The sequence below is a fragment of the Arthrobacter sp. NPDC058192 genome (assembly GCF_042883665.1).
Taxonomy (GTDB): domain Bacteria; phylum Actinomycetota; class Actinomycetes; order Actinomycetales; family Micrococcaceae; genus Arthrobacter.
Genome location: NZ_JBHVVJ010000028.1, coordinates 1 through 24,709 on the forward strand (window position 1 = coordinate 1; position 24,709 = coordinate 24,709).

Below are 24,709 nucleotides of genomic sequence, written 5' to 3' on the forward strand. Positions count from 1 at the left end.
GGCGCCGGTGATGAGGTCCCCTTCCCAATGGCCTGGCACGGCGCGGTCCTCGATCTCGGGTGGACGCTCGGAAATCATGACCATCGGGTCCACGAACCTCGGGGTTCGCTGCTCACCGGTGTTGTGGGGCTTACGCCGCGTCCTGCCGGTACGCAGCGCTGCCTGCACCTCACGTTTGAGTCCGCCTCTGGCCTGGACGTAGAGGGCTTGATAGATCGTCTCTGGGCACACACGCATCTCCGGGTTGTCGGGGAACTCTTCAACCAGCGTGTGGCTGATCTGTTCCGGAGACCAGCGTATGAGCAGCTTGTCCTTCACGAAGTCACGCAGATCCGACTCGACGGAGAGTTTAGCTGCCTTCGGCCGTGCCCGCCGGGCAGCGGCTTTCCGGTGAGCCCCGTGGGGCAGGTAGCCCATCCTGGCGTCGGTATTTCGGCCCAGCTCGCGGCTGATTGTCGAAGGCGCACGGCCCAGCGTTTGTGCGATCGACCTGATCGATGAACCTGCCCTCTTCAGGTCACGGATCATTTCCCGCTCCTGCACGTTAAGAAACCGCGGATCGATGGGTTTCTCCAGTGTCGATATCGATGTCTGAGGCGCGAGGGCGGGCGGGATCAAAGTGGTCACACCACGTTTGTAGTCGACAACGCGGCCATCGGGGTAAAAGCGCCGGCCGTTGGACTTCCGGATCCCCTTGTCCCACTCCTCGGCGGTCCTGACATGCACTCCGACGGCTGTGGCCGCCTTACTCCGGTTCACACCGGCATTGCGCAGCCGGAAGTATTCATCCCGTCCCGGGTGAGGAGAAGCTCCCGGTTTCCCATAACTTTTCAGGCCAGCTTTACGCACCCAGGCGGCGCAGGTGTCAGGACTAAATCCGAGTTCCCTGGCCGCTGCCCGGGTGCTCCTAAGCCGGTCGAACACGGTGAAGAACTGATCCTTCTGTTCCTCCGTGTATTTCTTGCTGGCTCGTGGTTTTCCCGTTAAAGACGGCACGGTCGTTGCAACTCCCAAAAGCTCTGGGTGTTGCAACGACCGCTAGAAGCCAAGAAACCTCGGGCCGGCCCTTCAGCTTTCGCGCTGCAGTTTTTGCAAGCGCGGGTCACCAGATGCTGACGCGCTCCTGGGGAGACATCCACATGCCGTCCTCCTCGCTAACGCCGAACGCTTCGTGGAAGGCATCCAGGTTCTTGGCGATCGCGTTCGTGCGGAACTCGTTGGGGGAGTGCGGGTCTGTCGCCAGCCGGCGGATCGCTTCCTCAGCCCGGATGACCTGCCGCCACCCGGCCGCCCAGGACGCAAAGAACCGCTGGAACCCCGTCATCCCGTCGAGCACTGGCGGTTCCTGCCCGTCAAGGCTGATCAGGTAGGCCTTGTAGCCAATGGTGAGACCGCCCAGGTCACCGATGTTCTCGCCCAAGGTGAGCTTGCCGTTGACGTTGTGGCCGGGCGCTGCCGTGGGGGAGAGGGCGTCGAACTGTGCCACCAGCTTGGACGTCAGGGCCTCAAAAGCGGTCCGGTCGTCCTGGGTCCACCAGTTCCGGAGGAGGCCGCTGCCGTCATACTGGGAACCCTGGTCATCGAAGCCGTGCCCGATTTCGTGGCCGATCACGGCGCCGATGCCGCCGTAATTGACGGCGTCGTCGGCGTCCGCCGTAAAAAACGGAGGCTGCAGCATGGCGGCAGGGAACACGATCTCATTGAGCAGCGGGTGGTAGTAGGCGTTGACCGTCTGCGGGGTCATGAGCCATTTTTCCCGGTCCACCGGCTTGCCCACTTCATCGAGGTGGCGGTCGACGTCGGCGCTGTGCGCCCGCTCCACGTTGCCGAGAAGATCGCCCGGGTCCACCTCCACGGCGGAGTAGTCGATCCATTTGTCCGGGTACCCGATCTTGGCGCGGAAGGCGTCCAGCTTCTTCAGCGCTTCAAGCTTCGTTTCCTCACCCATCCAGCCCAGTCCCGTAATGGACTCCCGATACGCCTCGATCAGGTTGGCCACGAGGGTCTGCATGCGGGCCTTGTGCCCTTCCGGGAAATGCTGGGCCACGTAGATCTGCCCGACTGCCTCACCGAGGGCCGCCTCGACCACCGCGACGCCGCGCTTCCAGCGGTCTTTGATCCGCGGCGTCCCGCTGAGCGTGGTGCCGTAGAAGGCAAAGTTCGCGTCCACAAACTCGGACGACAGATAAGGTGCCGCCGCGCTGACGACGCGCATTGCCAGCCATTCCTGCCAGGCCGCCAGCGGTTCGGTGCCCAGCAAGGACGCCGCGCCGGAGAAGAAGTCCGGAGTGCTCATCACGAGTTCCGTGCGCTTCTCCGGGGCGATGCCGGCGGCGTCGAACCAGTCGGACAGCAGCGGGAACAGCTCCGCGGCTTCGTCGGCCGACTTCAGGTTGTACGTCTTTTGCGGATCCCGCAGGGTCACGTTGTCCCAGTGATGCGAGGCCAGCGCCGTTTCCAGCGCGACCACCCGGCCGGCCGCGCCCTCGGGATCGGCCACCTCAGCCAGGCCCAGCATGGTCCTGACGTGCTCACGGTAGGCCTGGACGATCGGCGCGAACTTATCCTCCCGGTAGTACGACTCATCCGGCAGGCCGAGGCCGGACTGGCCCGTGTACAGCAGGACCCGGTCCGGGTTGCCGGCATCCGGGGCCGGGTAGATGTAGAAGAGCCCGCCCACGTCGGCGCGGAACAGCCGTCCGGCCAGCGCTACGAGTTCGGCCACCGACGTCGTGGCGTACACTTCGGCCAGCCGTGCCCGGATCGGATCCGCGCCCTTCGCCTGCGCCGCGGCCTCGTCCATGAAGCTGCTATAGAGGTCCCCGATCTTGCGTTCGATGCCCGTGGCCTCCGCGCCGCGGGCGGCGGCCTGCACAATGATCTCCTTCACGGCGAGCTCGGAAGCATCGCGCAGGGCCGTGAACGTGCCCTCGAGCGGCCGGTCGTCCGGAATTACCGTGCTTGTGAGCCAGCCGCCGTTCACATGCTGGTACAGGTCATCCTGCGGGCGGACACCCGCGTCGATTGTGGACAGGTCGATCCCCGAAAGTGGCACGGACGCTCCTTTGAGAGGCAGGCCCGCCCCGGATTTGATCGCGGCGCCGGTCTGCATAGTGGACGTTGCGGTGTCTGGCTCCTTCATCTTACGCACCCGTGTTACTGTGAAAAGGTGCGCGCAGAATTCCTTCTCCTTAGCTGCCGCGGCGAGGCCTCAGACGCGATCTAGCGCAAGGCCCACCCTCGCTGCGGAGTTTGTGTTGCCCGGCCACCCTTTCACCAAGAACCACAGAAAAGGCCCCGATAGTAATGCAAAACGCACAGAAGCCCTCAGGAATGCCGGTCCACCGTTACGTCCCGTTCCAGGACCAGATCACCGTTGAAGTTCCGGACCGGACCTGGCCCGACAAGGTCATCACCAAAGCCCCGCGCTGGTGCGCCGTTGACCTGCGCGACGGCAACCAGGCCCTGATCGATCCCATGAGCCCGGCCCGCAAGCTGAAGATGTTCCACCTGCTGGTCGGGATGGGCTACAAGGAGATCGAGGTCGGCTTTCCCTCGGCATCGCAGACCGACTTCGACTTCGTCCGCCAGCTGATCGAGGGCAACCACATCCCCGACGACGTGACCATCCAGGTGCTGACCCAGGCCCGTGAACACCTGATTGAGCGGACCTACGAGTCCCTGGTCGGCGCGAAGCAGGCGATTGTCCACCTCTACAACTCCACGTCCGTGCTGCAGCGCCGCGTGGTCTTCAACCAGGACGAAGACGGCATCCTGGACATCGCCCTCCAGGGCGCCCGGCTGTGCAAGAAGTACGAGGAAACCCTCGTCGACACGCACATCACCTACGAATACTCGCCCGAGTCCTTCACCGGAACCGAGCTGGAATACGCGGTCCGCGTGTGCAACGCCATCGCCGACGTCTTCGAGGCCTCGGCCGACCGGCAGGTCATCATCAATCTGCCCGCCACGGTCGAAATGGCCACCCCCAATGTCTACGCTGACTCCATCGAGTGGATGAGCCGTAACCTGCACCCGCGCGAGGGCATCATCCTGTCCCTGCACCCGCACAACGACCGCGGCACCGGCGTCGCCGCCGCGGAGCTGGGCTACCTGGCCGGCGCGGACCGGATCGAGGGCTGCCTGTTCGGCAACGGCGAGCGGACCGGCAACGTGGACCTGGTGACCCTGGGCCTGAACATGTTCGTCCAGGGCATCGACCCGATGATCGATTTCTCCGACATCGACGAAATCCGCCGCACGGTGGAGTATTGCAACCAGCTGCCGGTCGCCGAACGCGCCCCCTACGGCGGAGACCTCGTCTTCACCGCCTTCTCGGGCTCGCACCAGGACGCCATTAAGAAGGGCCTGGAAGCCCTCGAAAAGGACGCCGCCGCCGAAGGCAAGGACGTCGCCGACTACACCTGGCAGGTCCCGTACCTGCCGGTGGACCCGAAGGACCTCGGCCGCAGCTATGAGGCCGTCATCAGGGTCAACTCACAGTCCGGCAAGGGCGGCGTCGCCTACCTGCTCAAAAACGAGCACAGCCTGGACCTGCCGCGCCGCGCCCAGATCGAGTTCTCGGGGGTCATCCAGAGACAGACAGACACCGTGGGCGGCGAGGTCAGTCCCCAGCAGCTGTGGCAGGTCTTCCAGGACGAATACCTGCCCTCCGGTTCCGCCGACACCCAGTGGGGACGCTACGCGCTCGGCTCGGTCAGCACGGAGACGGACGAAGACGGCGACATGACCCTGACCGCCGCACTGAAGGTGGACGGCACCCAGGTCCGCCGCACCGGATCCGGCAACGGCCCGATCGCTGCCCTGCTGAGCATCTTGCGCGAGGACGGCGTGGACGTCCGGGTCCTGGACTACAGCGAGCACGCCCTCTCCGAGGGCGGTGGCGCGCTGGCCGCCGCCTACGTCGAATGCGCCGTGGGCGAGCGCGTGCTCTGGGGCGTGGGCATTGACGCGAACACCAGCACGTCCGCCCTCAAGGCCGTGATTTCGGCCGTGAACCGAGCCATCCGGGACGCCCGCGCCTGACCAGTCCGCGGACACCGCAGCTACGCAAGGCCATGTACTAGAACACTGCGCCGCCGGAAACTACCGGCGGCGCAGTGTTGTTCCGCGTGTGTTTGACGCTTCAGCCCTGCTCCGGCGCCGTGCGTTGCGCATGCCGTGTTTCCGCGCAGACAATGCGAAGATTAACTGTGGTCCAACAATCCTTCGCAGCGCGCGCCTACCGCGATGACGCCGTCGTGCTGCGCACGCATAAGCTGGGCGAGGCGGACCGGATCATCACGCTGCTGACCAAGCACCACGGCCAGGTCCGCGCGGTGGCCAAAGGCGTCCGCCGCACCAGCAGCCGTTTCGGTGCCAGGCTGGAGCCGTTCATGGTGGCCGATCTCCAGCTGATCTCGGGGCGGACCCTGGACGTCGTCACGCAGGCCGTGGCTAAGGGTGCCTATGGCGGCAGGATCGCCGCGGACTACGGCCGTTACACGGTTGCCGCGGCCATGACCGAGACCGCGGAGAAGCTGACCGACGTCGACGGTGAGGCCGGAACCGCCCAGTACAACCTGCTGGTCGGGGCGCTGGCATCCCTGAGCCGCGGCGACCACGCTCCCGAACTCATCCTCGATTCCTACCTGCTGCGCGCCCTCGCGACCGGCGGCTGGGCCCCCAGCTTCACCGACTGCGCCAGGTGCGGCGCGGCAGGCCCGCACACCGCGTTTTCCGCGCCGCTCGGCGGCATGGTCTGCCCTGAATGCCGGCCCCCGGGTTCCCCTGCCCCGGCCGCGGAAACGGTGCTCCTGCTCGGTGCCCTGCTCACCGGGAACTGGGCGGCGGCGGACGCCTCGGAGTCTGTGCACCGCCGCGAGGCAGCCGGCCTGGTGGCCAGCTATCTCCAGTGGCATCTGGAGCGAGTCCTGAAATCCCTCAAACATGTGGAGCGAACGTAAAAGTGGCATTGGGAAGAAGCTTGGGACGGAACCTGGACAAAAGCCAGGCAAAGCAGGGCAACGGCCGGCGCCGGACCGCCCCGGTGGTGGCACCCTACCCGCACCCGTCCGGCGCCGTTCCGCCCGCCATTCCCGCGGAGCTCATCCCGCGGCACGTAGCAATCGTCATGGACGGCAACGGCCGCTGGGCGAACCAGCGCGGCCTGCCGCGGATCGAGGGGCACAAAGCGGGGGAGCCGGCCCTGCTGGACGTGATGGCCGGCGCGATTGAGCTGGGAATCGAGCACGTCAGCGTGTATGCCTTCTCCACCGAGAACTGGCGACGGTCCCCCGAAGAGGTGCGCTTCCTGATGGGATTCAACAAGGACGTGCTGCGCCGCCAGCGGAACCAGCTCGATGACTGGGGGGTCCGCATCCGCTGGTCCGGAAGACGGCCTAAACTGTGGGGCTCTGTCATCCGCGAGCTTGAAGAGGCCGAGGAGTACACCCGGGGCAACAGCACCTGCACCCTGAACATGTGCGTCAACTACGGCGGACGGGCCGAGATCGCCGATGCCGTCTCCGCGATCGCGGAGGAAGTGGCCCGGGGCCGGCTCAAGCCGGGGGCCATCACCGAACGGACCATCCAGAAGTTCCTCGACGAGCCCGACCTGCCGGACGTCGACTTGTTCCTGCGCAGTTCGGGCGAACAGCGGCTGTCCAACTTCATGCTGTGGCAGTCGGCCTACGCCGAGTTCGTGTTCATGGACACCCTGTGGCCGGACGTGGACCGGCGGACGCTGTGGGACGCCGTCGAGATCTATGCCCAGCGGGACCGCCGGTACGGCGGAGCAGTGGATGCCGCGGCCGCCGCGGACGGCCAGGAAGCCTGACCCGGCCTACCGCGGCCCGCCGCCGCCCCAACACGGGCCTTCAATCGGACGCGTAGCCCCGGATCCACCGGGCCAGCCGGGAGTAGGCGTCCGCACGGACCCCGGGCGCGGAGAGGAAGACGTCGTGCAGCGCGCCGTCAATGCGCTCCAGGGTCACGGTGCGGCCCAGGCTGAGGGCGCGCAGGGCGATCGTGTTCACGTCCAGGACCACGTCAGTGCTGCGCATCGACTCCTTCCAGAACATCCCGTTGGCGCTGTTCCCGGAGATGAGCACGAGCACCGGTACCTCGATGTTCAGACCGCGGGCCACCTTGGACTGGCCTGTGAGCACGGCGCTGAGCCAGCCGGCGCGGACCGGAAAGGCACCTGGCGGACGGTAGGCGTCGTCCAGCGCCCATTCGCCCTCCGCGGCGCTGCTGATGCTGCGCCAGTAGAAGGCACGCTCCGGCAGCCGGATCACGGACTCGGGCCAGAACCGCGCGAACGGCTCCACCATGGTCCGCGCGGCGCGGCGCAGGGCGGGGCTGCCGTGGACTTCCAGCCAGGGGCTGTCCAGAACCAGCTGCGAGATGGCCCCCGGGTGCCGGTCGGCCCACAGCGCCGCGATCAGACCGCCGGTCGAGTGGCCCATGAGGGTCAGCGGCGGCGCCCCGCCCGGCGGCCGGAGGGACCCGATGATGCCGATCGCGGCGGTGATTTCGGCATCGTAGTTGTCCAGGTCCGTGACGTAGCCGCCATGGGTGCCCGGCCGCAGGCTGCGGCCGTGGTTGTGCATGTCCAGAGCAAAGAACTCAAACCCCGCACCGGTCCAGAACTGTGCGAGTTCCACGTTGAAGAAGTAGTCGCTCCAGCCGTGCAGGAAGAGGACTGCCCGTGCCGGCGGCGCGGCAGCTGCCCGGGTGCCGTGCAGCCCTTTCTGTCCGGCCGGATTCGCCGGAGCGTCCGCGGCCGCTTCCGCAGGGGCCAGTGGAGCGTGGCGCACCAGGGTGGCAGTGCGCAGCACGCCGTCCGGGCCTGCCGCCTCGATGGTGCAGGCCTGGAAATCATCCCCCAGGATGTCGGTCCGCCACTGCATCGACTTTCCTCCTGCGTGCCCGCGTCGATCTGCCGACTACGCTGCCCCCAGCGCCGCCATCACTGCGCCGCGGCCGTCCGCCTGGCCGCCCTTGCTGATCTTGGCTTCATGCTAACCCGCACCGGAGCCCCCTGCCGCCGCGTCCGGCGCACGCGGCGGCGCGGTCACACGAGCCCGTGCTGGGCCGGCTGGTTTGGTCATGACGGCGCTAACCGGAAAACTAGTGGCATGCGCGTATATCCCACTTTCTTCAGGCTGGCCTTTTCATGGATGGACGCCGAACGCGCCCACAAGATCGGCTTCAAGGCCATCCGGCTGGCCCACAGCTGCGGCGCCGGCCGTGTGCTGCAGAGGTTCACCGCCCCGGCGGCGTCACTGCAGACCGAGGCGTTCGGCCTGACCTTTCCCTCCCCGTTCGGGCTCGCGGCCGGCTTCGACAAGGAAGGCCACGGCATTGAAGCGCTGACCGAGCTTGGCTTCGGCCATGTCGAAGTAGGCACCATCACCGGCCAGGCCCAGCCCGGCAACCCGGCACCCCGGTTGTTCCGTCTCGTGGAAGACCGGGCCGTCATCAACCGGATGGGCTTCAACAACGACGGCGCCGCGGCCGTCGCCCCGCGCCTGAAGTCCGCGCGGGCTGCCCTCCAGCGGCATTACCGGGGCGTGCGGCCACTGATCGGCGTGAACATCGGCAAGAGCAAGGCAGTGGGACTTGAGGACGCGGTGTCGGACTACCTCATCAGCGCACGAAGCCTTGCCCTGGCTGCCGACTACCTCGTGGTCAACGTCAGCTCGCCCAACACTCCGGGCCTGAGGCTGCTGCAGGACGTGGATACCCTGCGGCCGCTGCTGGCGGCAGTGGGGGAGGAAGCGGACAAGGCCGCCGGCCGCCACGTACCTCTCCTGGTTAAGATCGCCCCCGACCTCAGCAATGAGGACATCGACGACGTCGCACGCCTCGCACTGGACCTGAAGCTGGACGGCATCATCGCCACCAACACCACCATTGCCCGTACCGGGCTCACCGCCGCCCCGGACAAGGTCGAGGCCTGTGGAGCTGGCGGTCTCTCGGGCGCGCCCCTGAAGGAACGGTCCCTGGAGGTCCTGGCCCGGCTCAGGGCCGCCACCGGCGGCGCACTGACCCTCGTCTCGGTGGGCGGAGTCGAAACCGCTCAGGACGTCCAGGCGCGGCTCGATGCCGGCGCCACCCTCGTCCAGGGCTACACGGCCTTCCTGTACGAGGGTCCGTTCTGGGCGGCCCGCATCAACAAGCTGCTGGCCAAACACCCGAGCCGGCGCTAACCGCCGACAGGCAAAAGAGCCTCCGAGAGCCCGAAAGATCCGCAACGCCGTCGGTTCCGGCGCCCGGACGCGGCTCCAGAACCGAAGCCAAAACAAGAAGCCCCCGGCGGTAAAAAACCGCCGGGGGCTTCTTGACTTCCGGGGTCGGAAGAATCCTGGGATAACTGATCAGGCGGGGAATTCCCCGCGGTTGACCTGCGGCTTGGGAAGGCGCAGACGGCGGAACTGGAGCGAGCGCATGGAGCCGTACCAGACGGTACCGCTCTCGACCTGGCCGAATTTCTCGGTGAGCCGCTTCTTGAGCTTGCGGGAAAGGATGAAGACGTCCACGAAGACCGCAAGGAACATGACCCAGAAAGCACCCAGGACGTAGACCATCTGCTGGCTGGAAGCCGGCACGAGCAGCGAGACGAGCACGAACACCAGCGCCCCAAACATGAGGTACTCGCCCAGGCTGAAGCGGGCATCGACGTAGTCGCGGGCGAAACGCTTCTGCGGACCCTTGTCGCGCACCGGCAGGAACTTCTCGTCGCCGCTGTCCATGGCCTGCCGCATCTTGACCCGCTGCTCCGCGACCGCGGCGCGCTCAGCCGCTTTGGAGGCCTTGCGGTCCTCCGGCACGAGCGGCCGCTTCCGGGCCGCCTCCTGGGCACTGCGCTTGGGCGTGGGCGCGCCCTTGCCGCTCACGGCGCCCCGGGCTGCTGCCTCGGCCACCTGCTGGTCAACTACATCCTGCGCCGCTGGCGCTTCCTTTTTACGTCCGAACACACCTAAAGAATACCCCGCACGGACGGGCGCGAGACCCGGCCCACACGGCGCCGCCCGCGGCCCGACGCTGTTTGTCGTGACGCAGCACACGGGTAGTGTTCTGCGCATGACCTCATCAACCGCGGGGATCCCGCAGACCGCCATGGACCACGCCGGCACCATCGATGCCGGGGCCCTCCGCCACGCCGTGACCGAATCGTTCGACGAAACGATCAGCCAGTTGACGGACCTGGTCGCCATTCCGGGCATCGCCTGGCCAAGCTTTGATCCGACCCCGCTGAACCGCAGCGCCGACGCCGTCGCCGGCCTCGTGCGGGCCAGCGGCTTCGACGATGTCCGGATCCTCCGCTGCGACAAGGAGGACGGGACGCCCGGCGGGCCGGCCGTCGTCGCCCGCCGTCCGGCCGCAGAGGGCAAGCCCACGGTCCTGTTGTACGCCCACCACGATGTCCAGCCCACCGGCGACCTGGCGCTGTGGGAAACCGACCCCTTCACCGCCGTCGAACGGAACGGGCGGCTGTTCGGGCGGGGCGCCGCAGACGACAAAGCGGGCATCCTGGCTCATATCGCCGCGTACTCGGCTGTGACGCGTGTACTCGGAGACGAACTCGGCCTGGGCGTGACGTTCTTCTTCGAAGGTGAGGAAGAAGCCGGGTCGCCCACCTTCCGGCGATTCCTTGAGACCCACCGTGAGCTGCTGCGCGCGGATGTGATTGTCGTGGCCGACTCCAGCAACTGGAAGGTGGGCGTTCCCGCCCTGACCACGAGCCTGCGCGGCCTGGTGGATGGCACGATCGAAGTCAAGGTCCTGGACCATGCGGTGCATTCGGGCATGTTCGGCGGCCCCGTGCTGGACGCGCCGACGTTGCTCGCCCGCCTGATCGCAACCCTGCACGACGCCGACGGCAGCGTCGCGATCGAGGGTCTCGTCAGCAGCGACGACGTGGCCGTTGACCTCACCGAAGCGGAGTATCGCGCCGATGCCTCGGTGCTCGACGGCGTGAAGCTCGCCGGGACCGGGAGCATTGCCTCACGCATGTGGACCAAGCCCGCCCTCTCCATCATCGGTTTTGATGCCCCGGCCGTGGACGTGGCCTCCAACACCCTGCTCCCGCGGGCACGCGCCAAATTCAGCCTGCGTCTGGCCCCCGGGCAGGATCCGGCTGCCGCCATGGAGGCGGTGCGCAAGCACGTCGAAAAGAACGCGCCGTTCGGCGCGCAGGTGGTCTTCACACCGGGGGAGAGCGGTAACCCCTTCCTGACCGACACCAGCTCCAAGGCGGCGTCCGTGGCCATGTGGGCCCTCGGCGAGGCCTGGGGCGTGCCGGCGGTTGAAATGGGGATCGGGGGATCCATACCGTTCATCGCGGACCTCACCGAGCTCTACCCGGACGTCCAGATCCTGGTGACCGGCGTCGAGGATCCGGATTCCCGCGCCCACAGCGCCAACGAATCGCTGCACCTGGGCGACTTCCGGAACGCGATCGTCGCCGAGGCCCTGCTGCTGGCCCGGCTTAACGCCGAAGGCGCGGTCTGATCGGCGGGCTGAACTGCGCGGGCTTATCTGCGCCGGTTGACTTGCGCCCTCTGATCCGCGCCGTCTGATCCGAGGGAATAGCGATCAGTCCCTGGAGAGTTACGTCAGGAGTTAGAGCTACAAGGCTGCGCGACGTAGCATGTAGCTATAGCCCATACCGTTTAAGTAGGGGCGGGCACCGTGCAAGCGGAGCCGCCACCACCGTTGCAAGAAGGTAGGCCATGAGCACTACAACCAATGAAAACAGCGCCGACGCCACCGCCGTCGAGGCCGGCGAGCTGGCCACGCACGAGGTCATGCTGACCGACGTCGCGGCCGGCAAGGTCCGCAGCCTCCTCGAGCAGGAAGGCCGCACCGATCTGCGCCTCCGCGTTGCTGTGCAGCCTGGCGGTTGCTCCGGCCTGATCTACCAGCTCTACTTTGACGAGCGGCTGCTGGACGGAGACGCGGTGCGCGACTATGACGGAGTGGAAGTCGTCGTCGACAAGATGAGCGTTCCCTACCTCAGCGGTGCCAGCATCGACTTCGAGGACACCATCTCCAAGCAGGGCTTCACCATCGACAACCCGAATGCCGGCGGCTCCTGTGCCTGCGGGGATTCTTTCCACTAATACATTCCACTAAGGCCGGGCATAATGCCCGGCCTTAGTGCCGCAGGAGCCATAACGTGCGGGGCCCGCAAAAAGGTTCCGACCCACGGCGCGGACATGTGGGCGAAAACTCTGAGGGAGCGGTAAGCTCTACACCGAGTAGTAAAACTTTTCGTTTGCCCTGCCCGTCATTCGCGGGGCAACAGCAACAAGTAGGAAGGGCCGTCTGTGAGTTCGCAGAACCGAACCGGCAGCCGACGCAAAAAGATCACTACGATCACTGGCTTGGCATTCGCCGGCGCGTTGGCTTTGACTGGATGTTCACCAGAGGTAGAGAAGGGCTGGTTGCCCACCGAACGTGGCACCACCAGTAACACTGACCTCATCATGGACCTCTGGGTGAACTCATGGATTGCCGCGCTGGTGGTCGGCACCATCACCTGGGGCCTGATGATCTGGTGCATCGTCGCTTACCGTCGGCGCAAGGGCACCGTGGGCTTCCCGCGCCAGAGCAGCTTCAACCTTCCGCTGGAAGTGTTCTACCTGACGATCCCGCTGTTCATGGTCCTGGTGTTCTTCTACTTCACCGACCGCGACCAGCAGTCGATCGACAACCGCTCCCAGCCAGCCGACGTCGTCGTCGATGTCCGCGGCAAGCAGTGGGCGTGGGACTTCAACTACAAGCAGGGCTCAGTCGTCAACGCGGACGTGCACGAAGAAGGCGTCCAAGCCCACCTGACCGGTAAGGAAGTGGACAAGGACAAGCTGCCCACCCTGTACCTGCCGGTCAACAAGTCGGTTGACCTCGAACTTAATTCCCGCGACGTCATCCACTCCTTCTGGGTGCCTGCCTTCCTGCAGAAGCGCGACATGATCCCCGGCAAGACCAACTACATCCGGTTGACCCCCACGCGGGAGGGAACCTACGACGGCAAGTGCGCCGAACTTTGTGGCGAGTACCACTCCGAAATGCTGTTCCGCGTAAAGGTTGTCTCCGAAACGGAGTTCCAGGCGCACATGAACCAGCTGCGCCAGAACGGGAACACCGGCCTGCTCGGCGAAGAGTACGACCGACTCCCGGCCACTACCGAAAACAAGTAAGGGGAGCGACGTGGCAACCACCTACAGTCAGCCCTCCGGGATCCTTGAGGCTCCCGTAGTACCCAAGTCCAAGGGGCGCATCGTCGTCAACTGGATCACCTCGACCGACCACAAAACGATCGGGTACATGTACCTGATCGCGTCGTTCGTGTTCTTCTGCTTCGGCGGCATCATGGCGCTGCTGATCCGCGCCGAGCTCTTCGAGCCGGGCATGCAGATCCTTCAGACCAAAGAGCAGTACAACCAGTTGTTCACCATGCATGGCACCGTGATGCTCCTGATGTTCGCGACGCCGCTGTTCGCCGGCTTCACGAACGTCATCATGCCGCTGCAGCTGGGGGCCCCCGACGTCGCGTTCCCGCGCCTGAATGCTCTGGCCTTCTGGTTCTTCCTCTTCGGCTCCACGATCGCCGTCTCGGGGTTCATCACCCCGCAGGGCGCCGCATCGTTCGGCTGGTTCGCTTACGCGCCGCTGTCCAACACCACGTTCAGCCCCGGCGTGGGCGGTGACCTCTGGGTCTTCGGCCTGGCGCTCTCCGGCTTCGGCACCATCCTCGGTGCCGTCAACTTCATCACCACGATCATCTGCATGCGCGCCCCGGGCATGACCATGTGGCGGATGCCGATCTTCACCTGGAACGCCCTCGTGACGTCCATCCTGGTCCTGATGGCCTTCCCGCCGCTGGCCGCTGCCCTGTTTGCTCTGGGTGCAGACCGCCGCTTTGGTGCGCACATTTTCGACCCGGAGAACGGCGGCGCCGTCCTCTGGCAGCACCTGTTCTGGTTCTTCGGCCACCCCGAGGTGTACATCATCGCGCTGCCGTTCTTCGGCATCGTCTCCGAGATCTTCCCGGTCTTCAGCCGCAAGCCGATCTTCGGCTACAAGGGCCTGGTCTATGCGACCATTTCCATCGCCGCGCTGTCCGTGACCGTGTGGGCGCACCACATGTACGTCACCGGCTCGGTCCTGCTGCCGTTCTTCTCCTTCATGACGATGCTGATCGCCGTTCCGACCGGCGTGAAGTTCTTCAACTGGATCGGCACCATGTGGCGCGGTTCCATCACCTTCGAAACCCCCATGCTGTGGAGCATCGGCTTCCTGGCGACGTTCCTCTTCGGTGGCCTGACCGGCATCATCCTGGCCTCGCCGCCGCTGGACTTCCACGTCTCCGACTCCTACTTCGTGGTGGCTCACTTCCACTACGTGGTGTTCGGCACCGTCGTGTTCGCCATGTTCGCCGGCTTCTACTTCTGGTGGCCCAAGTGGACCGGCAAGATGCTCAACGAGCGCCTCGGCAAGATCCACTTCTGGATGCTGTTCCTCGGTTTCCACGGCACCTTCCTGATCCAGCACTGGCTGGGCGTCGAGGGCATGCCGCGCCGCTACGCCGACTACATGCCGCAGGACGGCTTCACGTGGATGAACCAGTTCTCCACCATCGCCTCGTTCGTCCTCGGCGCCTCACTGATCCCGTTCTTCTGGAACGTGTACATTACGTGGCGCAGCAACGAGCGCGTGGAAGTTGATGACCCGTGGGGCTTCGGCGCCTCCCTGGAGTGGGCCACGTCCTGCCCGCCGCCGCGCCACAACTTCACGTCCCTGCCCCGCATCCGCTCCGAACGTCCCGCCCTGGACCTGCACCACCCGGAGCTCGCGCAGAACTACACCGCGGAATCGCCCGCGCCGGCCGCGGCGGCGCTCGGTAACGCCGACCAGAAGGACACCGCCCTGTGAAAATCGAATCAAGGATCTTTGGCCTCGGTGTGTTCTTCTTCGTGCCAGTGGCATTCATCTACGGCTACCTGACGAACTGGAGCGAATGGGTCGGCACGCTGGCCATCCTGCTGGTCGGTGGCCTCGCCGGAATGATCGGCGCCTACCTTGGCTTCACCGGCAGGCGCGTAGGCATGCGTCCTGAGGACCGCAGCGACGCCGAAATCCATGAAGGTGCCGGCGAGCAGGGACACTTCGCCCCCTGGAGCTGGTGGCCCATGGTTCTGGGCATCTCCTGCGCCACCGGGTTCCTCGGCCTTGCCGTGGGCTGGTGGATCGTCTTCATCGCCGGCGGCCTCGCGATCGTTGCCCTGGTTGGCTGGGTCTACGAGTACAGCCGCGGTGACCACGCGCACTAAGGCCGCGATCTAAAAGCACGGAACGCACGACGGCGGGCCCCACCACTTGGTGGGGCCCGCCGTCGTTGTGATGCGGTGCGACTCCGGCCGCGGCTTCCACGCCGGGGGCAACTACCGGTCCCGTACGCTGCTCACCCAGCGCCGGAGTCGCGGCATGAACACCCTTCAGCAGGTCAACCCCGCCACGAACCGCGAAGAGCCGCTAATCTGGGGAGCACCCCGAGCGGAGGAGAGCCCATGGGCACGGTAGTCATGTACAGCTCGGTGTCGGTGGACGGCTTCATCGCGGACGAGAACGACCAGCCGGGACCCCTCTTCGACTGGTTGTCCAGCGGTGACGTGCCGTTGGACGAGAGCGGCGAGTTGAAGGTGTCGCAGACGTCCTACGACTACACCCGGCCGTACTGGGACCAGATCGGGGTGACCGTCGTCGGCCGCCACGTCTTCGACATGACGGACGGCTGGGACGGGAAGCCTCCGGGCGGGGTCGACCATGTGGTCGTCGTGACGCACCGGCCGGAGCCCGAGGGCTGGGACCGCGAGGCGCCGTTTCACTTCGTCGACGGCGTCGAGGCAGCCGTGGCCAAGGCGCAGGAGCTTGCGGGTGACCGCCTGGTCGAGGTCGCTGCCGGCGACGTCGGTGGCCAGGTGTTTGCCGCGGGCCTGGTCAACGAGGTGCGCATGGACGTCGTACCCGTCGTGTTCGGGTCCGGCAAGCGCTTCTTCGGGTCGGTCCACGCGCAGCACCTGCTGGAGGATCCAGACGTGGTGATCCAGGGCAACCGGGTGCTTCACCTGCGCCATCGGGTGCGCCGTTGACCGATCAGATTCTGGCCGTCTTTCCGGGACAGAGATGCTTGGCATATTCACGCGGGGCTGGCGCGAGGGGCTCAGGCCGCAGCTGTGGACTCCAGAACGTTCCGGAGTTCTTCCAGGGCGCTCTCGGCCTCTGCCAGGCTGTACCGGGCGGGGAGGGCCTCCGCCGCGATGGCCAGTTCCACTTGGCAGCCACACTCGAAGTCCTCGGTCATGACCTCCAGCAGCGATCGGGCGTCCACGCCGGGCCTGCCCGCCTTGCTGATGGTCACCGGGAGTCCGGTTGCCGTGACGGCGCGGACGAAGACGGCCGCCGGCCGGGCGTGAAGGCCGACTGCGGCCGAGACAACTGCCTTGCGAACTGGCAACGGGACTCCTGTGCTCGTGCATCATCTAGTGCTTATGGGGTGGGCGGATCCGGCGGACGGGCTGCCCTGGGAGCAGTTGTCCTATCACGTGCGGGGGATAGCGTCCCGGCCGCGACCGTTCATCGAGATCCGTACATTCAAATACGTAGTGGAAATGCGTACATTCAAGGGTAACTGCGGGGGAGGGGCAGGAAAAACTGCGACGGGCAGGTGGTCTAGACCTGAGGGGCCGCGGGCTTACCCTTAATGCATGACTATTTTTGCCGCCTCCTTGCCTGCCGATATTCCTGCGCCGGGCCCGATCCGAGGCTAAACCATGGGGTCCACTAACGCGTCGAAGATGGTCGGCGATATCGACCGGCAGAGCGGCGTCCCGATCTACGTCCAGCTACGCGAAATCCTCCGGTCCCACATTGCCGCCGCGTGCCCGCCCGGATCAGCCCTTCCGTCTGAACGGGACCTCGCGGAGCGGTTTGGCCTGGCCCGGATGACCGTCAGGCAGGCCATCGATGCGCTCGTGGGGGAGGAAGTGATTGAGCGCGTCGTGGGGTTGGGCACGTTCGTGCGCAAACCGAAACTGGATCTTCAGGTCAAGCTAACGTCCTATAGCGAAGAGATGCAGCGCCGCGGCATGGTTCCGGCGGCCAAGGTTCTGAGCTTCGAGCAGATCGGTGCGAGTGCCTTCCTGGCCCGGGAGCTGCAGTTGGAGGAGGGTACGCCCCTCGTCCGGTTCCGGCGGCTTCTGCTGGCCGATAACGAACCCATGAGTGTGGACGAGAACTTCATTCCCGCGCACCGGGTGCCAGGTCTGCTCGACGAGGAACCGCCAACGTCCCTCTACAACGTGCTCAGCGAACGCTACGGGCTGGTCATGGAATGGGGCGAGGACATGATCGAGGCCACGGCGGCCTCGCCGTCGACGGCCAGGCTCCTGAACGTCGAGGTAGGTACGCCGTTATTGAAGATCCAGCGGCACGCCTTCGTGGCTCGCGCGATGGTGGACTACTCCGTGTCCTATTACCGGGCGGACCGCTACAAGCTCTGGGTGCCCTTGCAGCGCCCCGGTGTCCGGCCCACCCGGAACTACGCCTCGGGGTACCGCCCGTAGCTACACCAATGCGGGGTCACTCCGCGCCAGTACCGACGGATCGGATGGGCGCGTAGCAGCCCCGCTTTTCGTGTTCAGACGCATCAAGGCCCGGTCCCCTTTGGGGAACCGGGCCTTTCCGCGTGACTGTTGCTTGCTGGCTAGTGGCTCAGCGTCTTCCGCGACTCTGCCGCTTCGATGCTCTCGATCGGCTCGGGGGCGGCGTGGTGGCCGTGTGCGGCTTCCAGCTCAGCCGGAGTGGCCGGGGCCACCCGGTCCTCGAAGAACCAGCGGGACAGCTTGGCACGGCGCTTTTCCTTGCGGTCCACGACGCCTTGTTCGTTCGGCACGGCGGGCAGCGGCGCGGGGGACTCGAAGCCCACGAGCCGGTAGCGCTTGTACTCGTCCAGCGGGGCGTGGACCTCGATGAACTCGCCATGCGGCAGTCGCACGATGCGGCCGGTTTCGCGGCCGTGCAGGGCGATCTCGCGGTCCTTGCGCTGGAGGGCCAGTGCAACGCGCTTGGTCACGATGAATGCGATCACAGGGCCGACGAAGAACAGGGCGCGCAGCCAGTAGGTCACATCGTTCAGGGAGACGTGGAAGTGTGTCGCGATGAGGTCAGAACCTGCGGCGGCCCACATCACGCAGTACCACACGAAACCGGCCATGCCGATCGCGGTCCGGGTCGGAGCGTTGCGCGGACGATCCAGGACGTGGTGCTCGCGGTCGTCCTTGGTGACCCAGCGTTCGATCCACGGGTAAGTGAACATGACCGTGAACAGGATGCCTGCCGGGACAAGGGCCGGAAGCAGGACGTTGAACGTGAACATGTGGCCGAACCAGATCTGCTCGACTTTCCAGTCCCCGATCGTGCCTGGCATCAGGCGCAGGGCGCCGTCGACGAAGCCGATGTACCAGTCAGGCTGCGTGCCTGCCGAAACGGGGGAGGGGTCGTACGGGCCGTAGTTCCAGATCGGGTTGATGGTGAAGAACGCCGCCATGATGGCGACAACACCGAACACAATGAAGAAGAAGCCGCCGGCCTTGGCTGCGTACACCGGTCCCAGGGGGTAGCCGACGACGTTGCCGTCGTTGCGGCCCGGGCCGGGGTACTGCGTGTGCTTGTGAACAACCACCATGAACAGGTGCATGACGATCATCAGCAGGATGAGCGCGGGAACCAGGAGGATGTGGAGCATGTACAGGCGGCTGATGATCATGGTGCCGGGGAACTCGCCGCCAAAGAGGAAGAACGAGGTGTAGGTGCCGATGACCGGGATGGACTTGATGACGCCGTCGATGATGCGCAGGCCGTTGCCGGAGAGCAGGTCATCGGGGAGCGAGTAGCCGGTGAAGCCTGCCGCCATGGCCAGGATGAGCAGGACGCCGCCTACCACCCAGTTCATTTCGCGGGGCTTGCGGAACGCGCCGGTGAAGAACACGCGGAGCATGTGCACGGCCACGGAGGCCACGAACAGCAGGGCCGCCCAGTGGTGCACCTGGCGCATGAAGAGGCCGCCGCGGACATCGAAGGAGATGTTCAGGGATGAGCTGTACGCCACGGACATTTCCACGTTCTTCAGCGGCGTGTACGAACCCGCGTAGTGCGTCTCCGCCATGGACGGGTCGAAGAAGAACGTCAGGAACGTGCCAGAGAGGAGCAGGATGACGAAGGAGTACAGTGCCACTTCGCCGAACATGAACGACCAGTGGTCCGGGAAGACCTTCCGGCCGAATTCCCGGAGGATTCCGGAGCCGCCTACGCGCTGGTCGACGAAGTCGGTGATGCGGCCGCCCGCAGTCTTGGGGACGAAGACGGGGGCATCAGGCGTTGTTGTTGAGGACATGCTGCTCACGCTCCCAGTAGGTCGGTCCGACGGGTTCATGGAAGTCGCTCGTGGCGACCAGGTAGCCCTCAGCGTCAACAGCGATAGGAAGCTGGGGGAGAGGCCGGCTGGCCGGGCCGAAGATGACCTTGCACTGCTGGGTAAGGTCGAAGGTCGACTGGTGGCACGGGCACAGCAGGTGGTGGGTCTGCTGCTCATACAGGGCAACAGGGCAACCGACGTGGGTGCAGATCTTGGAGTACGCAACGATTCCGTTGTAGGCCCAGTCTTCACGGCCCGGGGAGGGGTGCAGCTCCTCCGGGTTCAGACGCATGAGCAGAACGACGGACTTGGCCTTTTCGTTCAGCTTGCCTTCGCTCAGTTCGTTCAGCCCTTCCGGGATGACGTGGAAAGCCGAGCCCATGGTGACATCGGCGGCCTTGATGGGGGTGCCATCGGGGTCGCGGGCAAGCCTCTTCAGTTTTCCGTCGGGAGCCGGTGCCCACAACGTGTGGGCCAGCTTGTCGTCCGGGCGCGGACCGAGGTCGCCAAAGATGGCCAGGGCCGGCAGGGGTGCCAGGGCGATAGCGCCAATCAGGGTGTTGCGGATAAGGGGCCGGCGCTTAATGCCGGTTTCCTCCACAATGTCATCGACGATCCGGACGGCTGCCTGGCGGTCATCCTCGGTGCGGATCGCGTGGCGCTCTTCCGAGACCTCGTGGTCCGGCATAAGGGCCTTGGCCCAGTGGACGATGCCGGTACCGATGCCCAGCATCGCGAACGCGGTGCCGATGCCCAGCAGGGCATTCTGAAGGCGGATCGTGGCGATCGAGGAATCAGGTCCCCCCAAATCGATCGCGAAATACGCCACCAGGAATATCAGGGTGCCAACGACCGAGGTGCCGAACAGAAGGGCTACCTGCCGTTCTGCTTTCTTTGCGGCCCTCGGGTCCGTGTCAGCCAGGCGCAAACGGTGCGGGGGAATCCCAGGATCCTGGAATTTCTCCACCTCATTCTGACCAGCCGTAGCTACGGTGCCCGAGTGGCTCGGACTGCCGTCACTATGGTTGCCCATAATTCGCCTCATCCTTCTCTCGTCTCGGCATGTGCCGAGTTAGGTTTCAATTCAAACTGCTGACGCATCAGCAGAAAATTCTTACAGGTGCAAGGTCCGCTTAGGAGGTGCGGGATGTGAGCCAGATCGTGAACGCGATGATGACGCCCAGGCCGGCAATCCAGACAAAGAGACCTTCGGAGACCGGTCCCAAAGCACCGAGATCGGCGCCGCCGGGTGAACCGTTGGCTTCAATCTGCTTCAGGTAGGTGATGATGTCGCGCTTGCCCTCCGGAGAGATGTTCGCGTCATTGAAGACCGGCATGTTCTGGGGGCCGGTGACCATGGCTTCGTAAATGTGCTGGCCGGAGACATCCGCAAGCGCCGGAGCGAACTTGCCCCGGGTGAGCGCGCCGCCGGCGGCAGCAGCGTTGTGGCACATCGCGCAGTTGGTGCGGAAGAGTTCGCCACCCTTGGCGGCGTCGCCCTTCCCATCGAGGACTCCCGCCTCGGGGATGGACGGGCCGGGGCCGAGCGAGGCAACATAAGCGGCCAGCTGCTTGGTCTGCTCTTCGTTGAACTGGACGGGCTTCTTGTAGGCCTGCGGGCCATTCATCTGCATGGGCATACGTCCGGTGCCGACCTGGAAGTCAACAGCAGCCGCGCCGACGCCCACAAGCGACGGTCCGGACTGCGAGCCGCTGGCACCCATGCCGTGGCAGGTGGCGCAGTTGGCGGCGAAGAGCTTGCCGCCCTCCTCTACGTCGCTTGCGCTATAGGTTGTGGTGTCGGCCTTGGCCTGGTTGACGGTGGTGGCAACGGCGTACAGCCCACCCGTGACCAAGAGGCCCATCAGCAGCAGTGCAATCGCTGCCAGTGGGTGACGTCGCTTCTGCGAGAGTGCCTTCACGTGGTGGTTCCTTTATTCGATCCTGCGGTGGCTCCGTGAGCCGCTTCTGAAATTCTGCCTCTTGTAGAAAAAGAGTCAAGTCGGGGCTACTTGAGGACGTAGATGACCAGGAAGAGGCCAATCCAGACGACGTCCACGAAGTGCCAGTAGTACGAGGTGACGATCGCCGAGGTTGCTTCAAAGTGGCCGAACTTCTTCGCTGCGAAGGAGCGGCCCATGATGAGCAGGAAGGCAATCAGCCCGCCGATGACGTGCAGGCCGTGGAAGCCCGTCGTTATGTAGAAGGCTGAACCGTAGGCGTTGGAGGACAGCGAGACGTGCTCGGACACGAGCATGGAGTACTCGGTGGTCTGGCCGGCCACGAAGAAGGCACCCATGAGGAACGTCAGGATGAACCATCCGTTCATCCCCCAGCGGGTGAAGCTGAAGACTCCGCCGGTCCGGCGCGGCTGGAGCCGCTCGGCAGCGAAGACGCCCATCTGGCAAGTGAAGGAACTTGCCACGAGGACGATCGTGTTAACGAGCGCAAAGGGGAAGTTGAGCTTGGCTGTCTCTTCGGCCCACATCAGTCCGGAAGTCGAACGGAGTGTGAAGTACATGGCGAAGAGACCGGCGAAGAACATCAACTCACTGGACAGCCACACAACGGTTCCAACAGAAACCATGTTCGGGCGGTTCAGCGTCGGGTGCGCCGGGGTACTGGGGGCATGGGTCGCAGATGTCACATAGACATTATGTCTGTAAAAGTCCGTCCTGCCCAACGCAAACCGCCATTTCGGAGGACTTTTTCTACAAAGACGCGAAATCGCGCGGAAAAGTTCCCGGAGGGGTTCACATTGGTCTTAGCGGGCGCGACCTCGATAGCATCGGGAGGTGACTTCTCCGGTATCTGCACAGGCGGCAGGCAACACCTGGCCGCGGCTCATCAACGCGCTCATCAGTGGCGTGGACCTCACCGCCGGGAGCACCGAATGGGCCATGAACGCAATCATGTCCGGCGAGGCGACGCCGGTTCAGGTGGCCGGATTCCTGGTGGCGCTGCGCTCGAAGGGCGAGACCGTCGATGAACTGTCGGGTCTGGTGGAGGCGATGATCGCCAACGCCAACGCAGTCGAGATCGCGGGCGAGAAGCTCGACATCGTAGGCAGCGGCGGCGACCAGCAGAACACGGTGAACATCTCCACGATGGCAGCACTGATCTGCGCCGGCGCCGGCGCCAAGGTGGTCAAGCACGGCAACCGGGCATCGTCGTCGTCCTCCGGATCCGCCGACGTCTTGGAGGCGCTTGGCGTCAGGTTGGACCTGCCTATTGCGCGGGTGGCACTCAACGCCGAGGAAGCCGGGATCACGTTCTGCTTCGCCCAGGTGTTCCATCCTTCCATGCGGCATGCCGCCGTCGCCCGCCGCGAGCTCGGCGTCCCGACGGCCTTTAACTTCCTGGGCCCCATGATCAACCCGGCGCACGTCCAGGCCTCCGCTGTAGGCGTGGCCAATGAACGGATGGCCCCCCTGGTGGCGGGCGTGCTGGCCAAGCGCGGCAGCCGCGGGCTGGTGTTCCGCGGGAATGACGGCCTGGATGAACTCACCACCACCGGACCGTCACGGGTGTGGGAGATCCGCAACGGCGAAGTCACCGAAGGCGCCTTTGACCCGGGCAGCCTCGGGATCCGGCGGGCCACCATCGAGGAGCTGCGCGGCGGTGACGCCGTGGCCAATGCTGCCGTCGTCCGCGCCGTCCTGGCCGGCGCGCCCGGCCCGGCCCGTGACGCGGCGCTGCTCAATGCCGCCGCCGGGCTGGTGGCGTTCGATCTCGACGCCGTTGGTCCGCTCGCCGACCGGATGGCAGCGGCGTTGAAGCGCGCCGAGGAATCAATCGAGACCGGCGCCGCCGCCGCGGTCCTGGACCGCTGGGTTGCGTTGTCCCAGGCAGCCTGAGCGCGCCGACGTCGCCCGCGGGGGTCGGAGCGAGGAGTTACTGAAAAGGACGCAATAAAAAGGACGGACTGAAGGGCCGGCCCTTCAGTACTTTGGTGTAGGGCCTCTGGTGCCTGTTGCGGCTACTGCTCGAAACCGAGGGCAAAGGCCGCGTCGAGATCGTGCTGCGAGTAGGCGCGGAAGGCAATCTGGGTAGTGGTGTGCACCACGCCCTGAACCTTGGAGAGCTTGTCCGCGATGGCGTCCGCCAGATCTTCGTGCTTTGCGACGCGGGCGATGGCGATCAGGTCCCACTCGCCTGTGACGGAATAGACCTCGCTGATGCCCGGGATGGCGGAGATTTCCTCGGCGGTTTCCGGGATGCGTGAAGCGTCTGTCTTGATCAGGACGAATGCGGTGACCACGTGTGAGCCTTTCCGGATCGGTTGCGCCGTGTGCGGCCTGTCGGCGGCCCCATCGCGGGCCTTGCCATAATCTGCAAGCCTAGTGCATCAGACCTGCCGGCGGCGTGAGCGCAACCTGCGCACGCCCGCGACCAGAAGACGGTATCCGAGGAGGAAAACGGCCAGGCTCAGCAGTGCCACGATTACGAACGCCAGCACCACGGTCTGCCCGGTCACTGCCCGCAGGATCATGCCGACGCCTACGGTCCCGAGCCAGACCGCTACGCCGGCCGGCCACAGCCGCAGCGGCGCACGCCACAGGCGCAGGGCGAGCCAGGTAAGGGCTGCGCCGGCCAGGAACGGCCATGCGGTCGCGAGGACTCCTGCGATAGTCTCCCCGCGCTGGTGCGCGTCGCGGCCAATCGCTGCGAAGAGCAGAATCAGCAGCGCATCGGCGCAGGCGGCCAGGACCGCTAGCTGCCCGGGCCTCAGACCCGGCCGGGAAGCGTTCCGGGCAGACGGGCGGGGCAGTTGGGGGGTTGAAGATGGCATACATCCAAGCCTAGTCCCGTCCGGACGAGCGCATGCCCTAGGCGTCCCGGGTCGTCCGAAGTCCTGGTCGGCGTGGCCCGCCTCGTCCAAGGGCGGTCCGCACATATGATCGGTGGCATGAGTACCGATGCCGTTCCGGAGGCTGCTGCGCCGGAGGCTGATCTTCTGGGCGCTGCTGTCCACGTGCAACTGGATCCCCAGTTGGACGGCCAGCTGAGCATCAATGACATCCTTCTCGAACTCGGTCAGGCTCCGGTTGTACATCCGTCTCCGGATGCGGCAAGCGAACTCCACTTCTTCTAGGCAACGGACCTTTCCCCGAGTCAATGCGTCTCGCCTGTTGCCTCATTGCAATACCTCCGGGAAGAGTGATTCGTTGCCTCATTTGAAAACCTCCGGATGGAGGGACTCGTTGCGGCGCTGGAGGTAGG

24 protein-coding genes are annotated in these 24,709 nt (G+C 65.4%); 13 read left to right on the forward strand and 11 right to left on the reverse strand.

The features are described from left to right. Positions 1–1,014 (reverse strand): IS30 family transposase (locus ACFVVK_RS19930; protein WP_390271063.1); only part of this gene is annotated, 1,014 nt, incomplete at its 3' end. Positions 1,015–1,102: 88 nt separating this feature from the next. Further along, positions 1,103–3,055 carry a M13 family metallopeptidase gene (locus ACFVVK_RS19935; RefSeq protein WP_390271066.1) on the reverse strand — a complete coding sequence of 651 codons (1,953 nt, stop codon included), beginning with the start codon at positions 3,053–3,055 and terminating at the stop codon, positions 1,103–1,105. A gap of 251 nt (positions 3,056–3,306) precedes the next feature. Between ACFVVK_RS19935 and leuA the strand changes: the two genes are divergently transcribed. The 3 genes from leuA (at position 3,307) to ACFVVK_RS19950 (ending at position 6,838) form a co-directional block, all read left to right on the forward strand. Next, complete coding sequence (gene leuA, locus ACFVVK_RS19940) at positions 3,307–5,046, forward strand: 2-isopropylmalate synthase (protein WP_390271070.1); 1,740 nt, start codon at positions 3,307–3,309, stop codon at positions 5,044–5,046. 167 nt (positions 5,047–5,213) lie between these two features. Beyond that, positions 5,214–5,966 (forward strand): DNA repair protein RecO, encoded by a 753-nt coding sequence (recO, locus tag ACFVVK_RS19945; RefSeq protein ID WP_390271073.1) that lies wholly within the window; start codon positions 5,214–5,216, stop codon positions 5,964–5,966. Between the two features lie 20 nt (positions 5,967–5,986). After that, the gene (locus ACFVVK_RS19950) at positions 5,987–6,838 is read left to right on the forward strand and encodes an isoprenyl transferase (protein WP_390271076.1); all 852 of its coding nucleotides are present in this window, start codon (positions 5,987–5,989) and stop codon (positions 6,836–6,838) included. Between the two features lie 40 nt (positions 6,839–6,878). On the opposite strand, the gene ACFVVK_RS19955 is transcribed toward ACFVVK_RS19950, so the two are convergent. Further along, positions 6,879–7,913 (reverse strand): alpha/beta hydrolase, encoded by a 1,035-nt coding sequence (locus ACFVVK_RS19955; protein WP_390271079.1) that lies wholly within the window; start codon positions 7,911–7,913, stop codon positions 6,879–6,881. 228 nt (positions 7,914–8,141) lie between these two features. Between ACFVVK_RS19955 and ACFVVK_RS19960 the strand changes: the two genes are divergently transcribed. After that, positions 8,142–9,215, forward strand: a complete 1,074-nt coding sequence (locus ACFVVK_RS19960) for a quinone-dependent dihydroorotate dehydrogenase (RefSeq protein WP_390271082.1) — start codon at positions 8,142–8,144, stop codon at positions 9,213–9,215. A 168-nt stretch (positions 9,216–9,383) separates the two neighbouring features. Here ACFVVK_RS19960 and ACFVVK_RS19965 read toward each other — a convergent pair whose 3' ends face one another. Next, entirely contained in the window at positions 9,384–9,983 is a 600-nt protein-coding gene (locus tag ACFVVK_RS19965) for a DUF3043 domain-containing protein (RefSeq protein WP_390271085.1), read from the reverse strand. A 106-nt stretch (positions 9,984–10,089) separates the two neighbouring features. Between ACFVVK_RS19965 and ACFVVK_RS19970 the strand changes: the two genes are divergently transcribed. The 6 genes from ACFVVK_RS19970 (at position 10,090) to ACFVVK_RS19995 (ending at position 16,163) form a co-directional block, all read left to right on the forward strand. Beyond that, the gene (locus tag ACFVVK_RS19970; protein ID WP_390271088.1) at positions 10,090–11,520 is read left to right on the forward strand and encodes a dipeptidase; all 1,431 of its coding nucleotides are present in this window, start codon (positions 10,090–10,092) and stop codon (positions 11,518–11,520) included. 221 nt (positions 11,521–11,741) lie between these two features. Continuing rightward, on the forward strand, positions 11,742–12,131 hold the full coding sequence (locus ACFVVK_RS19975; RefSeq protein WP_390271091.1) for a HesB/IscA family protein: 390 nt from the start codon (positions 11,742–11,744) through the stop codon (positions 12,129–12,131). Between the two features lie 207 nt (positions 12,132–12,338). Further along, positions 12,339–13,211: a cytochrome c oxidase subunit II gene (gene coxB / locus ACFVVK_RS19980; protein WP_390271094.1), complete on the forward strand. Its 873-nt coding sequence runs from the start codon at positions 12,339–12,341 to the stop codon at positions 13,209–13,211. 10 nt (positions 13,212–13,221) lie between these two features. Further along, positions 13,222–14,946: a cytochrome c oxidase subunit I gene (gene ctaD, locus ACFVVK_RS19985; protein WP_390271096.1), complete on the forward strand. Its 1,725-nt coding sequence runs from the start codon at positions 13,222–13,224 to the stop codon at positions 14,944–14,946. Next, entirely contained in the window at positions 14,943–15,344 is a 402-nt protein-coding gene (locus ACFVVK_RS19990) for a cytochrome c oxidase subunit 4 (protein WP_390271099.1), read from the forward strand. Before ctaD ends, ACFVVK_RS19990 begins: the two co-directional genes overlap by 4 nt. A gap of 237 nt (positions 15,345–15,581) precedes the next feature. Further along, positions 15,582–16,163 (forward strand): dihydrofolate reductase family protein, encoded by a 582-nt coding sequence (locus tag ACFVVK_RS19995; protein WP_390271102.1) that lies wholly within the window; start codon positions 15,582–15,584, stop codon positions 16,161–16,163. A gap of 71 nt (positions 16,164–16,234) precedes the next feature. Here the strand turns inward: ACFVVK_RS19995 and ACFVVK_RS20000 are convergent, their stop codons facing one another. Next, positions 16,235–16,528, reverse strand: a complete 294-nt coding sequence (locus tag ACFVVK_RS20000; RefSeq protein ID WP_390271105.1) for an HPr family phosphocarrier protein — start codon at positions 16,526–16,528, stop codon at positions 16,235–16,237. A gap of 316 nt (positions 16,529–16,844) precedes the next feature. Between ACFVVK_RS20000 and ACFVVK_RS20005 the strand changes: the two genes are divergently transcribed. After that, positions 16,845–17,636, forward strand: coding sequence for a GntR family transcriptional regulator (locus ACFVVK_RS20005; protein ID WP_390271107.1), 792 nt, complete (start codon positions 16,845–16,847; stop codon positions 17,634–17,636). Positions 17,637–17,776: 140 nt separating this feature from the next. Here the strand turns inward: ACFVVK_RS20005 and ACFVVK_RS20010 are convergent, their stop codons facing one another. From ACFVVK_RS20010 to ACFVVK_RS20025, 4 genes are all read right to left on the reverse strand, one after another. After that, entirely contained in the window at positions 17,777–19,465 is a 1,689-nt protein-coding gene (locus ACFVVK_RS20010) for a cytochrome bc complex cytochrome b subunit (RefSeq protein WP_390271110.1), read from the reverse strand. Further along, the gene (locus tag ACFVVK_RS20015) at positions 19,443–20,519 is read right to left on the reverse strand and encodes a Rieske 2Fe-2S domain-containing protein (RefSeq protein ID WP_390271113.1); all 1,077 of its coding nucleotides are present in this window, start codon (positions 20,517–20,519) and stop codon (positions 19,443–19,445) included. The genes ACFVVK_RS20010 and ACFVVK_RS20015 overlap by 23 nt, the downstream gene beginning before the upstream one ends. A 100-nt stretch (positions 20,520–20,619) precedes the next feature. Next, complete coding sequence (locus ACFVVK_RS20020) at positions 20,620–21,408, reverse strand: c-type cytochrome (RefSeq protein WP_390271115.1); 789 nt, start codon at positions 21,406–21,408, stop codon at positions 20,620–20,622. Positions 21,409–21,494: 86 nt separating this feature from the next. Continuing rightward, on the reverse strand, positions 21,495–22,169 hold the full coding sequence (locus tag ACFVVK_RS20025) for a heme-copper oxidase subunit III (protein WP_302846579.1): 675 nt from the start codon (positions 22,167–22,169) through the stop codon (positions 21,495–21,497). A gap of 112 nt (positions 22,170–22,281) precedes the next feature. Here ACFVVK_RS20025 and trpD point away from each other — a divergent pair, with 112 nt between their 5' ends. Next, on the forward strand, positions 22,282–23,343 hold the full coding sequence (trpD, locus tag ACFVVK_RS20030; protein WP_390271118.1) for an anthranilate phosphoribosyltransferase: 1,062 nt from the start codon (positions 22,282–22,284) through the stop codon (positions 23,341–23,343). Between the two features lie 122 nt (positions 23,344–23,465). Here the strand turns inward: trpD and ACFVVK_RS20035 are convergent, their stop codons facing one another. Together ACFVVK_RS20035 and ACFVVK_RS20040 are read right to left on the reverse strand one after the other, a co-directional pair. Beyond that, on the reverse strand, positions 23,466–23,747 hold the full coding sequence (locus ACFVVK_RS20035) for an Lrp/AsnC family transcriptional regulator (RefSeq protein ID WP_090955957.1): 282 nt from the start codon (positions 23,745–23,747) through the stop codon (positions 23,466–23,468). A gap of 87 nt (positions 23,748–23,834) precedes the next feature. After that, complete coding sequence (locus tag ACFVVK_RS20040; protein ID WP_390271123.1) at positions 23,835–24,278, reverse strand: DUF3054 domain-containing protein; 444 nt, start codon at positions 24,276–24,278, stop codon at positions 23,835–23,837. A 117-nt stretch (positions 24,279–24,395) separates the two neighbouring features. On the opposite strand from ACFVVK_RS20040, the gene ACFVVK_RS20045 reads away from it, so the two are divergent. Continuing rightward, on the forward strand, positions 24,396–24,581 hold the full coding sequence (locus ACFVVK_RS20045; protein WP_390271126.1) for a hypothetical protein: 186 nt from the start codon (positions 24,396–24,398) through the stop codon (positions 24,579–24,581). Positions 24,582–24,709 lie beyond the last annotated feature (128 nt).